The sequence below is a fragment of the Leptolyngbya sp. FACHB-8 genome (genome assembly GCF_014695575.1).
Classification (GTDB): Bacteria; Cyanobacteriota; Cyanobacteriia; order Elainellales; family Elainellaceae; genus Vacuolonema.
On sequence record NZ_JACJOO010000084.1, the window covers coordinates 28,847 to 42,101 of the forward strand.

The 13,255-nt window shown below is 50.8% G+C and carries 10 protein-coding genes; 5 read left to right on the top strand and 5 right to left on the bottom strand.

The window, feature by feature from the left end; translation table 11 throughout:
• Positions 1 to 733 precede the first annotated feature (733 nt).
• The 5 genes from H6F91_RS23555 to H6F91_RS23575 all read left to right on the top strand — a co-directional run bounded on the left by H6F91_RS23555 (position 734) and on the right by H6F91_RS23575 (position 10,033).
• Positions 734 to 2,266: an SGNH/GDSL hydrolase family protein gene (locus H6F91_RS23555; protein ID WP_190770141.1), complete on the top strand. Its 1,533-nt coding sequence runs from the start codon at positions 734 to 736 to the stop codon at positions 2,264 to 2,266.
• 329 nt (positions 2,267 to 2,595) lie between these two features.
• Complete coding sequence (gene chlG / locus H6F91_RS23560) at positions 2,596 to 3,600, top strand: chlorophyll synthase ChlG (RefSeq protein WP_190770140.1); 1,005 nt, start codon at positions 2,596 to 2,598, stop codon at positions 3,598 to 3,600.
• An 823-nt stretch (positions 3,601 to 4,423) separates the two neighbouring features.
• Positions 4,424 to 5,218, top strand: a complete 795-nt coding sequence (locus tag H6F91_RS23565) for a peptidylprolyl isomerase (protein WP_190770139.1) — start codon at positions 4,424 to 4,426, stop codon at positions 5,216 to 5,218.
• A complete protein-coding gene (locus H6F91_RS23570) occupies positions 5,215 to 8,214 on the top strand; it encodes a peptidase domain-containing ABC transporter (protein ID WP_190770138.1) in 3,000 nt (999 codons plus the stop codon). Before H6F91_RS23565 ends, H6F91_RS23570 begins: the two co-directional genes overlap by 4 nt.
• Before the next feature lie 229 nt (positions 8,215 to 8,443).
• Positions 8,444 to 10,033, top strand: a complete 1,590-nt coding sequence (locus tag H6F91_RS23575; RefSeq protein ID WP_190770137.1) for an HlyD family efflux transporter periplasmic adaptor subunit — start codon at positions 8,444 to 8,446, stop codon at positions 10,031 to 10,033.
• Positions 10,034 to 10,162: 129 nt separating this feature from the next.
• On the opposite strand, the gene H6F91_RS23580 is transcribed toward H6F91_RS23575, so the two are convergent.
• The 5 genes from H6F91_RS23580 to H6F91_RS23600 form a co-directional block, all read right to left on the bottom strand.
• Complete coding sequence (locus H6F91_RS23580; protein WP_242035949.1) at positions 10,163 to 10,702, bottom strand: CIA30 family protein; 540 nt, start codon at positions 10,700 to 10,702, stop codon at positions 10,163 to 10,165.
• Positions 10,684 to 10,869 (bottom strand): hypothetical protein, encoded by a 186-nt coding sequence (locus tag H6F91_RS23585; protein WP_190770135.1) that lies wholly within the window; start codon positions 10,867 to 10,869, stop codon positions 10,684 to 10,686. The genes H6F91_RS23580 and H6F91_RS23585 overlap by 19 nt, the downstream gene beginning before the upstream one ends.
• A 116-nt stretch (positions 10,870 to 10,985) precedes the next feature.
• The gene (locus H6F91_RS23590) at positions 10,986 to 11,960 is read right to left on the bottom strand and encodes a 30S ribosomal protein S1 (protein ID WP_190770134.1); all 975 of its coding nucleotides are present in this window, start codon (positions 11,958 to 11,960) and stop codon (positions 10,986 to 10,988) included.
• A 441-nt stretch (positions 11,961 to 12,401) separates the two neighbouring features.
• Positions 12,402 to 12,956, bottom strand: a complete 555-nt coding sequence (gene nrdR / locus H6F91_RS23595) for a transcriptional regulator NrdR (protein ID WP_190770133.1) — start codon at positions 12,954 to 12,956, stop codon at positions 12,402 to 12,404.
• 186 nt (positions 12,957 to 13,142) lie between these two features.
• Positions 13,143 to 13,241 (bottom strand): photosystem II reaction center protein T, encoded by a 99-nt coding sequence (locus H6F91_RS23600; RefSeq protein WP_190770132.1) that lies wholly within the window; start codon positions 13,239 to 13,241, stop codon positions 13,143 to 13,145.
• Between the last annotated feature and the right edge of the window lie 14 nt (positions 13,242 to 13,255).

Genomic DNA, 13,255 nt, shown 5'->3' on the forward strand with positions numbered 1-13,255 from the left:
CTCATCTAATAAACCACTCTCTCTAATACTGTTTCTATGGCTGAGTTCACCACACATTAATCGTGGTATTAAACAGTTAGATCCAGCAACCAAAGAAGAACACCAGGCTAAGCCTGGCGCTCTTCTTTGATACCAGCTAGTGCGAAACTGAAGATCCACACTTAAATATGATGATTATTGACTTACCCCACCTATATACAGCATTCAAGCCTATGAGGTACAAGTTATTTTTGTGAGAGCCTCGCTCCGCGAGGCTCTCACAAAAATAGCTGCATTTTATTCAAGCGCAAAGCGCTGTAGAAACTAAACCTTGACATTTTTATTAATAGAAATAAAAATAATAAGGTGTTTCCAGGAATAAGTTTTAAGGAAACTTTTTCTGCCGATTAGATGCAGCTACCCACTCTCTCAATTTTGAGAAATTTGAGGAACAAGATTATTCAAATTTCTGTCTTACCCTTACAAAGAAACTGAAAGGTTATTTTTGAATTCAAAAATCCCCACTTTTCAGAAATTTCTATAAACCCATCAGGAAAGTTTTCATCTTTTTAGCCAGTTTTCCTACAGTCCAGGAATTGATTACTTAACGGCCTAAAGGCTGATTCATTAACGCTTAGATAAGGGCAATCAGGAAACTTCACGCTTACCTCAAGAGGCAAGTTAAGTGAACTGAATGCCTTCGTAAACCGATGCTTTTGGTACCTTTTCATATAACAAAGAGGAGTAAAGAAACATGGCAGACCTGTATGTCTTTGGGGATAGTCTTTCGGATAATGGAAACTTGTTTGATGCGACCGGTAATCTTTTTCCCCCACCTCCTTATTTTGATGGTCGCCTTTCAAATGGCCTCCTTGCGGTTGAATACTTAGACACTCAACTACCAAATTACGAAATTACAGATAACAGCAATCTAGCTTTTTCAGGGGCAACAACCGGAAACTCTAATTCCCTGGATGATGACCTGAATGCAGACCTACCAGGCTTACGAGATCAAATTGATGCCTTTACAGCCTCCGTTGGTACGGGTGACGCAGATCCAACTGATCTGTATCTGGTGTGGGCGGGGCCAAATAATTTTTTAGATCCGCTCAGGGATGAAGCAGCCATCGATCCCGTTGCGCTCATTCGTCAGGGTGCTCTTGATCTCCGGGAGGCAGCAACCCGGTTGTACGACTTGGGAGCTCGGAATTTAGTATTACCCAACATGGTGAATCTGGGGCGTTTACCAGGCACCCGCCAAGTGAGTGCTGATGCCACTGCTGTTAGCCGAGCCTTTAATGCAGCTCTTGCCCTGGAACTTGACAACCTGAGCTTTGATGTTACGCAAGTCGATGTGTTTGCGACAGGAGAGGCGGTCGCCGCCAATCCCAGCAGCTATGGCTTCACCAACATTACGGATCCAGCCTTTCAGCCTCCAAGCCTGCCGGTTTCTAATGCCGATGAGTACTTTTTCTGGGATACCTTCCATCCTACAACCCGAGGCCATGAAGTCCTGGGAAATGCTATCTATCAAACTATCACCGGGGAAATTCCTCCCCTGTCCTTTAACCAAGTACGGGGTACGAATCGTGGAGAAACACTAAGAGGTACTGGTCGTAGAGATAACGTCGATGGCTTTGGTGGAAACGATATTTTGCGGGGACGCGGTCAGGGCGATCGCCTGGAAGGCTGGAATGGAAGCGACCAGATTTTCGGGGACCAGGGGAATGACATTCTTAGCGGGGGTGCTGGAATTGATTTCGTATTCGGCGGCGAGAACAACGACATTGCCTTCGGCGGCAATGATAACGACCGGATTTTAGGCCAGGCCGGTGCCGATATTTTAATTGGCGATCGCGGCAATGATTACATTCGCGGCGGTCTGGGCAATGATTACTTGCTGGGAGGGGAAGGAGACGATACGCTCCTGGGTGAAGATAATAATGACATCCTCAATGGTGGGGTGGGGAATGACTCACTCTCAGGTGGAGCAGGAGGCGATCGCCTGGATGGAGGGGCCGGAGCGGATGTTCTCAGAGGCGGCCTCGGCGCTGATCGATTTGTTGCCCGCCCGGATGGTGGCAAAGATATTATCCGAGACTTCATTCAGGGGCAAGATCGGCTGGATGTATCTAACTTTGGGTTCGACACCTTTGATGAATTGATCGATGAAGTTACCCTGGTTGGCACTACCATCGCCTTCAATACAACCGACTCGGTACGTTTGCTCGGTGTTAGTGCAACAAGCTTGACGGCCGCAGATTTTATCTTCGCTCCCACGGGCTGAGCCAACCATGCCAAAGTCGCCATTTTTTGCGTACAAAGCGGATGAAAGAACGTCTCTAGTGAGCAATTTGCAAGGATGTCAGAGTCAGTTCAAGCTCATCTTCTAAATGCTAGAGCACGCTTTAAAACTGTCTGAAGGGCTAGGTTTGTGTGTGCTTGACGGACGCAAATCTAATCTTTAAAACGGACTCTAGAACCCCGGTGGCCTTGAAAGTGCCGGGGTTCTGAGTTTTTTTAACTCAGCAACTGCGCAAGGTCCCAATTCACGGTAAAACAGAAAAGGACTGTCTTCAAATTTGTTTCACATTTAGGGATAACCCAATCGTCATCATGACTGAGTCCTCTCCCCCTGTGACCGAACAAACCGCTGTAAACTCTGAAGCCGACCGTAGCGCGAAAGCCCGGCAACTGTTGGGGATGAAGGGAGCCACCTCTGGCGATACCAACATCTGGAAAATTCGCCTGCAACTGATGAAGCCCATCACCTGGATTCCTCTCATCTGGGGTGTCCTTTGTGGGGCAGCTTCGTCTGGCCATTACACCTGGAACCTGGAAAACGTTCTTGTTGCAGCAGCCTGCATGCTCATGTCAGGCCCCTTGCTGGCTGGGTATACCCAAACCATCAACGATTTCTACGATCGCCACATCGACGCCATCAACGAACCCTATCGTCCCATTCCATCAGGCGCGATCAGCATTCCCCAGGTAGCCGTGCAAATCCTGGTCCTCCTTTTCGCCGGGATTGGCGTTGCCTATGCTCTGGATCAGTGGGCCGGTCACGAATTTCCTATTTTGACGGCTCTGGCTGTGGGCGGGTCGTTCCTTTCTTACATCTACTCCGCACCCCCTTTGAAGCTGAAGCAAAATGGTTGGTTGGGCAACTATGCCTTGGGAGCCAGCTACATTGCACTCCCCTGGTGGGCAGGCCATGCGCTCTTTGGGGAACTCAACTGGAAGATTGTCGTGCTCACCCTTTTCTACAGCTTGTCGGGGTTGGGGATTGCTGTCGTAAATGACTTCAAGAGTGTAGAGGGCGATCGCCAACTTGGTCTCAAGTCTCTACCCGTGATGTTTGGTATTGAGAAAGCAGCCTGGATTTGTGTGTTGATGATCGACATTTTCCAGGCTGGGGTAGCGGCCTATTTAATGAGCGTCGGGCAAAACCTGTACGCCACGATTCTGCTGCTGTTCATCGTGCCGCAAATCACCTTTCAGGATATGTATTTCCTGCGAAACCCGCTGGAAAATGACGTGAAATATCAAGCCAGTGCTCAGCCATTCCTCGTATTTGGCATGCTAGTAACCGGAATCGCGCTGGGACATGTCGGGGGTTAAAGCCAATCACTCGTTGAGAAGAGAGGGCGGGTACGTTGTACCTGCCCTCTCTTCTTTATCCTGAAGAACACGGGTTCGGAATACGCTGAAATGCCCATTTTGGCGAACACGAAGCCTAGTACGCTGTCGAGAAGTTTTTGAGGGGTCTAAGACCCCTCAAAAACTTCTCAAATTTCATGTTCAAGTCCGGGTTAACCCCACACTTGAACATTGACAGACCACTAGGCCAAACTAGACGTTTTCGAGGGGCACGCGTTGCGCAGCACTCAAAAACGCCCTTAACCTGTCAAAACCTGTAGCAACAGGGAATCAGGACGTTGCCATGATTCCCTGTTGCTACAGTCTACCTAGCAATAGCTATAACTGTGTTTGAGAAGGAATGTTATGCCTAAAATTCCTCTCTTATGTTTTATTTTATACTGGCATATATAGCGTTTACCTAAAATTTAGAAACAAAAGGAGCGAGCCGAAGTAAAATCGCTAGCCTCTCCTTTTATCTCAGCAGCAGGGATCGCCACAACAGACCCAAGCACAGATAGACATTAACTTTCGTAATCTATTCCTATCAGGAAACTTGCCTGTTTCGTCTTGTATCAGACTGGGTACTCTACCAAAAGAAGTGGAAGAGTTCTCTGCCTTAGTGGGCTTACCTTTGATGCAGATGAGTCCAAAACTTTATTTTTCTGGTGTAAAAACTTTTGCAATAATTTATGGTTTTTCCTGAAATGAATCCCCTAAGGTAAGGGTCGTAGCTTAATAACAGCGATTTCGTTAGTCCAATCGTGCCCCTTCACCTGCCCCTGTTTGTCCATAGGCCCAAATCATGACGGTTGTTTTACAGGTTGGAAATCGACAGGTTACTACCGAAGACATTATGCCCCTGCTGGCGGGTTATCGGATGCTGCCGCAACTCCTTCAGGAAGTGCTGGTAGACGAGGCGATCGCCCAGTGGGAGCAAGCTTTAGAAGAGCCTGCGTTTACCCAGGAAGAGGCTGGTGCCGCCCGCAACCAATTCCTGGCCCAGAATCAAATTAATAATGATGAAACTTATCAGGTGTGGCTGACGCGCCACAGCATGACTCCCCAGCAGCTAGAAGCACTGGCGATTCGCAATTTACGTATAGAAAAGTTTAAAGAAGCGACCTGGGGACCGAAACTGGAGTCCTATTTCCTAAATCGAAAAGCTAGCCTGGATCGAGTCATCTACTCACTCATCCGCACTCAAGACGTGGGGATCGCTCAGGAGCTTTATTTTCGGATTCAGGAAGGCGAACAGACTTTTGCAGAGCTGGCTCGCACCTATTCCCAGGGACCAGAAGCTCAAACCGACGGCCTGATTGGCCCGGTTGAACTGAGCGTGCCTCACCCGACCCTGGCCCAGATGCTCTCTGTGAGTCAACCTGGGCAGCTCTGGCCTCCTACCCGGATTGGGGAATGGATGGTTATTGTGCGGCTAGAGCGCTTTATTCCAGCACAGATGGATGACAACATGCGCCATCGCTTGCTGAACGAACTCTTTAGTACCTGGTTAGAGGAACAACTCGGCCATCTAACCGCTGCCCTGTCGGCAAATTCTGCCCGTCCTCAAGAAGCCCCTTCTGCCTTAACTGACGCATGACTTATACCCGAGATACCATCCAAGAATTCCTAACGACGGTCGCGCCATTTAACCAGCTTTCCGAAGCAGCGATCGCCCAATGCTCCCAGCAGTTCCGGATGCTGCGCTATCGGATGGGGCAAGCGATTGTGGTGCGCGATCGCTTACCCGGCCAGGTTACCATCCTCTACGAAGGCACCGCCCGCAGCCTGGGATATGACCCGCGGACCAAGCGCCCCGTTACCCTGAAGCTGATGCAGCCAGGGGATGTGTTGGGTTGGTTGGGCTTGATCCGGGGTATCCCTTGTGAGACGGCGATCGCCTCCGATGAAACCCTGTGCCTGGTGATTTCAGCCCAGGACTTTCTCAATCTTCTGAAGCAGCATCCAACCCTGGATCAAAACTTCCGTGGCCAGTGCGCTCAGCTTGAGCTGTTTGACTTGCTAGGCGAAGAGTTGAACCGTCAGGCCGATGGGACTGCCAACCTGAAGGAAATCACGGATGCCGCTCTGCCTCTAGCCACGGTGCAGACCCTTCCTCCCGGGCTGGTCGATGTCACACGGGTAGATCGGCGATACCTCTGGCTCGTCAGTAGCGGTACGATTGAGAACTTCCCCGTGGGCAGCCGCCTTTACATTAGCGATGCCCTGACATCGGTACAGGTCTCCGGAAACGAGCCGGCCCGACTAATCGGCGTCCCCCAATCCTTTCTGAACCCCTCTGCACCTAACCGTCCAACAGAGCCCATCTCCATTGCCGATGCCGAGGAGGATCTGGCCATTCCCGTAGATGCGACCGTGGAAGTGCCCTACGCTCCCGATCGCCCCGCTGAGTATGAGCCCGTTGGCTTCATTGAAGCCGACAAACTGCCCAAATACCCCTTTGTGCGGGGCCGAGGTGAACTGGATGGCGGCATGGCCTGCTTCCAGATGCTATGTGAGCACATGAACTTGCCCTTCCGGCGAGATGTCGTGCGTCGGGTATTGGCCGCTCAGCTCGACCGCTCCGAAATCCTATCGTTGGATGTGTGCGGAGCCGTTTCTGAGCTGATGGGACTGACGGCGCAGTTAATTATGATTCCGGCGCAGGCGATCGCCCGTGTCGAAGCCCCTGCGATGGTGCGCTGGCAAGATCAACTGGTGCTCCTTTACAGCGTTACCGAGAAGGAAATGGTGGTTGCCGTTCCCGATCGTGGCATCCGCAAGATGAAGCCGGCCGACTTCACCGACTCCTGGGGCGAACAGGGGGAAGTGCTCCTGCTAAAGACCACCAAGCAGTCTCCCCAAAAGCGGTTCAACCTGAAATGGTTCTTACCCTCCATTCAGAAACATAAGAAGGTGTTGGTCGAGGTATTGATCGCCTCCTTCTTTGTCCAACTGTTTGCTCTGGCTAACCCGTTGATGATTCAGGTGATCATCGACAAGGTAATCGTCCAAAACAGCATCGACACCCTGAACGTTTTAGGGATCTTCTTGCTGATACTGGCACTCTTCGAAGCCGTTCTCACAAGCCTGCGAACGTACCTATTTGTCGATACCACCAACCGCATCGACATGGCTCTGGGCTCGGAGATTATTGATCACCTGTTGCGTCTACCCCTGCGCTACTACGAGAAGCGCCCTGTGGGTGAACTGTCTACGCGTATCAACGAGCTGGAAAATATTCGGAGCTTTTTAACGGGGACAGCGCTTACCGTGGTGCTGGATGCCGTGTTCTCGGTCATCTATATTGCGGTCATGTTTGTCTATAGCTGGCTGCTGACACTGGTAGCGTTGGCAACTGTGCCGCTGTTCATTGGCTTAGCGGTAATTGCATCCCCCATCATTCGGAACCAGTTGCGGGTGAAAGCCGAGCGCAACGCTGAAACCCAGTCCTACCTGGTCGAGGTGGTCGGGGGTATTCAAACGGTAAAAGCCCAGAATATGGAACTACGGGCTCGCTGGCAGTGGCAACAGCGCTACGCTCGCTATGTCAGTGCAGGCTTTAAGACGGTGTTAACGTCTACCACCGCTGGATCGGCCAGTAACTTCCTGAACCAACTATCGGGTTTGCTGGTGCTTTGGGTGGGGGCCTACTTGGTGTTGAAGCAGGAACTCTCCCTGGGTCAGTTAATCGCCTTCCGAATCATTGCCGGTTATGTGACCAGCCCGCTGTTGCGTCTGGCTCAACTTTGGCAAAACTTCCAGGAAGTCGGCCTCTCCATTGAGCGTTTGAGCGACATCGTTGATTCTTCCCCTGAAGCGGATGAGAAGGATCGCCTGAACATTCCCATGCCTCCGATCAAAGGGACGGTTACTTACGAGAACCTATCCTTCCGCTTTAACCCCAGTGGGCCGCTGCAACTCAACAACATTAACCTGGAGTTTCCTCGGGGCGCGTTCGTCGGGATTGTGGGCCAGAGTGGTTCCGGTAAGAGTACCTTGATGAAGTTGTTGCCTCGACTCTACGACCCAGAAATGGGACGTATCCTGATCGATGGCTACGACATCAGTAAAGTAGAACTTTACTCCCTGCGTCAGCAAATCGGGATTGTCCCCCAGGACACCCTCTTGTTCGACGGCACCATTCAGGAAAACATTGCCCTGAACGCTCCAGATGCCTCCGCTGAAGAAATTATTGAGGCGGCGCAAGTGGCTGTAGCCCACGACTTCATCATGGGTCTACCCAATGGTTACAACACCCGGGTTGGGGAACGGGGTGCTTCCCTTTCGGGGGGACAGCGGCAACGGATCGCGATCGCCCGCACCGTTATGCAAAATCCCCGACTGCTGATCATGGACGAGGCCACTAGCGCCCTCGACTATGACTCCGAACGACGAGTGTGCCTTAACCTGGCTGATGCATTTAAAGGGCGTACGGTGTTCTTCATCACCCACCGACTCAGCACCATCCGCAACGCCGATCTGATTCTGATGATGGATAAAGGCTCCGTGGTCGAGATGGGTACCCACGACGAGCTTATGAAGATCAAAGGGCGTTACTACTGTCTGTTCCAGCAGCAGGAGTTGACCAGCTAGAATACACTGCCCCCATGTACTTATCAACATTGCCAGCTCAAGCGCGGTGGGACGGATAGCCGTACTGGAAAGCGGGAAAGGCGATCGCAATCCTCACTCCTCCACCGGGAACGCTGACTACACAATGCTAAGGAAAGATGAAGAGATAGCCAGTTGTCATGAGTCTAGTGAACCTACACGCTAGACTAATGACGACTGGGACGATGAACTTTAGCTCCTCCCCAGAACCATGAAGCAACTTCAAACCCAAAACGGAAACGGTGCCCCCAACGGAAATTCCCAAAATGGGGGTTCGAATGGAACTACCGCACGGCCCCTGGTCATGCCGGTTAATGGGGATGCCCCCATGGGCGATGAGGGAGCACGCACTCCCCATAAACCCAAGCCTGCTCCCTATGACCAGGCAGTAATACTTCAACAGCCCTCGGTATGGTCACGTTCGATCGTGTGGGCCATCGTGGGCGTCAGTAGCTTTGCTGTGCTGTGGGCAGGGTTAGCCAAGATTGAGCAAGCTGTGCCCGCCCAAGGGCAGCTTGAACCCCAGGCCTCTGTACAAGCCATTCAGGCTCCCGTTGGTGGAGTTGTGAAAGAAATTTTGGTTGAGGAAGGCGACCAGGTGAAAAAAGGCCAGGTGCTGATTCGCTTTGATCCCACCGCAGCGGCCGCGCAATTACGTTCCCTGGAACAAATCCGCGATTCCCTCCTTCAGGAAAATGCCTTCTATCGCAGTCAGATGAGCGGTGTAGCAGCGCCTACATCCGTTGCGGCAACTATTCCTCCCCAGGTTTTAGCTCTCACCACTAATCGGGCCGGCCTGCTAGAAGAAAACCGGATGTACCGCGCTCAATTAGGTTTAGCTCCGGGTGAAAACTTAAGCCCAGAACAGGTTGCCCGTTTGCAAGCGGGGCAACAGGAAGCCACCTCCCGCACGGCCGCAGCTCAACTCGAAGTTGCTCAGCTCCGGCAGCAGCTAGTCCAGGCCGAAAGCCAACTCGCGGTGGCTCGTGAGACAGCCGCTATCGATGAGAACATTCTGGGGGACATTGCGCCTCTGGTAGAAGAAGGTGCGTTAGCCCGAATTCAGGTGTTGCGGCAGCAGCAGGAAGCCATGAAGGGCCAGGCTGAGGTAACACGTTTGGAGCAAGAGGCAGGCCGCTTGCGCGTACAAATTGCCCAGGCTCAAGAAAAGCTTTCAAATACGGTCGCCCTCACCAGTACGGATCTGCTCTCGAAGATCGCAGAAAACGAAAAGCAAATTGCTAACATCGATAGCCAGATCAACAAGGTTATCGTTGAAAACGATAAGCGGGCTGCTGAAATTGATAGCCAGCTCAGTCAGACCAAGCTGACTCTGGAGTACCAGGAGTTACGGGCTCCCGTAGATGGCACAGTGTTTGATCTGAAGGCAAAGGGTATTGGATTTGTCGCCAACAATCAGGAACCTATCCTGAAGGTTGTACCTGCCAATGGTCTGGAAGCTGAAGTTTATATCACAAACCAGGACATTGGTTTTGTGAGGGAAGGCATGGAAGTCGATGTTCGGGTTGACTCCTTCCCCTTCAGCGAATTTGGAGACATTAAAGGGGTCGTTACCCAAATTGGTGATGATGCTCTGCCTCCTGATCAGCTTCATCAGTTCTACCGCTTCCCTGCAAAGGTTGAACTGAATAGCCAAACCCTGGAGGTTGACGGCAAAGAATTGCAGTTGCAATCTGGTATGTCGGTTTCGGCTAACATCAAAATTCGTAAGCGTTCAGTGCTTAGTATCTTCACTGACATGTTTACCCGTAGTCTGGATCCAATTCAGAATGTTCGGTAAATCCAAATGAAAAGAGGGGGTGGATTGCATATCCACCCCCTCTTTTTTAATACTTATCTAACCTGATTCATCAAATGGATGCAATGTCTCATGCTGTATCCATCACATTAATCCTGTTTCATTCGGGCTTTAGCGGTAAACCGCCAGCGATCGCATCTCCAATCGAAATGCCCCTGGCGTGAATCGTGGATTAAGTTCCCCATCATATTCAAACTTGCTAAGCATGAGCTGAAATGCATAGATTTGAGAGGTATCGAGGGGGCGATCGCTTACCGTTTTTGCTCGGAAAACCGCGACGAACTCTCGGAATGGTAGCCGAATCGTTTGCCATTCCCCAGCAGTCGTATCGAAGGAATGAGCGTGGGCAACACCATCCCACCGTTCCTCTCCTCGGATGAAAAGCTTATAGCGATTGCCATCTCCCCGGACTTGTAGTTCTACTCCATTCCAACCTGACAAATCCAATGGACGCTCAAAGTTTCGAGTGCGAATTGATGAGAATCCTCCCGAGTTAGCGGTGGAAACATCCCCAGTAAAAAGTAGAGCACTATCGCCTACCTGCGCCCGACTCTGGCTGACGCCACCCATCACCACATCATCTAGAGCTCCCCACATACCTACCTGCGTAAAGACATCCTGGGAAAAGTCTATTAATGTCTGGGCTGCCATTGTTTCTGAAGGGGATTGGGGCTTTGCACGGTAGAAGAGGGGCGATCGCCATACCCTAACCATTGCTGCAGCAAGGGGCAGCCTTTGAGAAAGGGAATGGCATCAAAGAACCAGAGAGTTTTGATAAATCGACCTGGGTCCCACCGTTGAGAATTAGGTTGTGTCATGATCTGGGGCCATCCTATACTGCAACTTTTTTATTGATTTTGAATGTGCTTTGCACATTCAAAATCAATAAAAAAAGAGGGGAGAAGCTCCCCTCTTTTCAGCTTAACAAGTTCGCTTATTCCGCTGCGCCGACGGGTTCTTCTTCCGCCACCGCATCGATTTCTACGTCTTCTTCAACAACCAGGTCAGCGGGTTGTTGAGCCTGGAGCATCTTCTCACGGTAACGAGTGGCCATCTCTTCAGCCTTGTCGTATACCAGTTGAGGATTCTTCACCATATCACCGGGCTCGGGTTCCAACTGCTTGGTAGACAGCGAGATCCGACCGCGATCGGCATCCAGATCGATGATCATGACCTTAACTTCATCATTCACATTGAACACACTGTGGGGCGTATCGATGTGATCATGGGAGATTTCGGAAATGTGCAGCAGGCCGCTGACACCGCCGATATCAATGAAGGCACCATAAGGCTTCAGACCCCGAACCGTACCCACTACCACCTCATAAAGTTCGAGGCGGTTCATCTTACGCTCAACCAGCGCACGACGATGGCTGAGTACTAAGCGGTTGCGATCTTCGTCCACTTCCAGGAACTTGAGGGGCAGTTCTTCGCCCACCAGGTCTTCCTTCGGTTTCCGGGTGCTAATGTGGGAACCAGGGATGAAGCCGCGCAGCCCTTCGATCCGTACCAGTGCACCACCTCGGTTGGTAGCGAACACGCTGGAACGAACGGTTGCATCTTCAGCCTTCAGTTGCCGTACCCGTTCCCAAGCGCGCATATATTCGATGCGGCGGATGGAAAGGGTCAACTGGCCTTCTTCGTTCTCGTCGGACAGGATATAAAACTCGCGAGTCTCATTGGACTGGAGTACCTCTTCCGGAGCTTCGATCCGATTAATCGACATTTCCTGGATCGGGATGTAGGCGGCAGTTTTAGCACCAATGTCAATCAGTGCCCCTCTGGGTTCGAGGCTAAATACTGTCCCTGCAACGATATCGCCAGGGGAGAAATGATAATCGTATTTGTCGAGAAGGGCAGCAAAATCCTCGTGAGTAAAACCAATATCTGCTTTTTGCTGATTGACCATGCTAACGTTTCCTAGACTTTGTCTCCGTAGGGATTTTCTCCTGTCTATGCGTGGCTAGACATCGCGGGCAAACCTCAGCAGCACCTACCTTTACCCTTGATCAAGGCACAGGCAGAATGCGTCTAATGTAATGATTAACCCTGGAAGATATATCATACCCCAATTAAATGCATCCGGAATACCCCCTTAACGGGGTAAGTTTTTCAAGAAATTTGAGGTTATGCTGAAAAATTTCTTTTTAGAGCTCTATATCCCGATTCCATACGAAGAAGGGGAGCTTTGCTCCCCTTCTTCGTAACCTGAGTTCGGGTTAAGAGCGTTTTTGAGTGCCACGCGTTGCGCGGCACTCAAAAACGCCCATTTTGGCGTGTGCTTTGCGCACGCCAAAATGAGCACTTCAGCTTATCCCGAACTGAGGTTTTGTATGGAATCAAGATATTACTACCAGGCCGCGGGGGAAGAGGGGACTTCGCGATCGCCCACCCCATTCTGGCTTTTGGACGAAACCTCCGACGAATCTAAATCTCGCTCAGGCCTTTGCTGGCTTGTACTTTCGAGGTGATTCAGGGTTTCTACAAAATCTCGAATCCCCTTGAATTGACGATAGACCGAAGCAAACCGAATATAGGCTACTTCATTAACATGTTGCAGGCGGTCTAATACCAGTTCACCGATTTCGTTACTGGGAACTTCTCGCACAGCCCGTTGCTGAAGTTCAGCTTCGATTTCATCTACGAGCGGTTCTATATCAAGCGTAGAGACGCCTGTTTTTTCGCAAGCATGCATAATACCTCGGAGCAGTTTGGAGCGATCGAAGGATTCGCGATCGCCGTTCCGTTTGATCACCGTAACGGGGACAAACTCGATCCGCTCATAGGTCGTAAACCGACGATTACAACTTAGACACTCTCGCCGTCGCCGCACACTCTGCCCCGACTCCGCAGAGCGAGATTCAAGTACTCGGTTATCTGGAAATTGACAGAACGGACAGCGCATTTGTAATAACCCCTGGAAGAAGCCAAGTTGAGCGATTCTAATAAAGCAATGGGGAAGGGCTCGAACGAATCACCGAAATTATATAGATCAAAGAGCCAAAGTGTTAACCTTTGGCTCTGTCATAGTACTGCAATTTATTGAAATGGATACTCAATTTTAACGAATGAGTACCGTCGAAAAAAAATCCTATTTTTTGGTAATCCGGGGGGGTTCACGGAAGGCGATCGCAAAGAACAGGGTGGCGATCGCAGCCGTCAACAACAGAACGTAGATAATGCTTTCCATGTCAGACTCTCCTG

Excerpts from the sequence above, each read along its gene's own strand:
- H6F91_RS23600 (WP_190770132.1), bottom strand. The coding sequence starts at position 13,241 with ATGGAAAGCATTATCTACGTTCTGTTGTTGACGGCTGCGATCGCCACC.
- H6F91_RS23575 (WP_190770137.1), top strand. The coding sequence starts at position 8,444 with ATGAAGCAACTTCAAACCCAAAACGGAAACGGTGCCCCCAACGGAAAT.
- H6F91_RS23565 (WP_190770139.1), top strand. The coding sequence starts at position 4,424 with ATGACGGTTGTTTTACAGGTTGGAAATCGACAGGTTACTACCGAAGAC.
- H6F91_RS23585 (WP_190770135.1), bottom strand. The coding sequence starts at position 10,869 with ATGACACAACCTAATTCTCAACGGTGGGACCCAGGTCGATTTATCAAA.
- H6F91_RS23570 (WP_190770138.1), top strand. The coding sequence starts at position 5,215 with ATGACTTATACCCGAGATACCATCCAAGAATTCCTAACGACGGTCGCG.
- nrdR (WP_190770133.1), bottom strand. The coding sequence starts at position 12,956 with ATGCGCTGTCCGTTCTGTCAATTTCCAGATAACCGAGTACTTGAATCT.
- H6F91_RS23590 (WP_190770134.1), bottom strand. The coding sequence starts at position 11,960 with ATGGTCAATCAGCAAAAAGCAGATATTGGTTTTACTCACGAGGATTTT.
- chlG (WP_190770140.1), top strand. The coding sequence starts at position 2,596 with ATGACTGAGTCCTCTCCCCCTGTGACCGAACAAACCGCTGTAAACTCT.
- H6F91_RS23555 (WP_190770141.1), top strand. The coding sequence starts at position 734 with ATGGCAGACCTGTATGTCTTTGGGGATAGTCTTTCGGATAATGGAAAC.
- H6F91_RS23580 (WP_242035949.1), bottom strand. The coding sequence starts at position 10,702 with ATGGCAGCCCAGACATTAATAGACTTTTCCCAGGATGTCTTTACGCAG.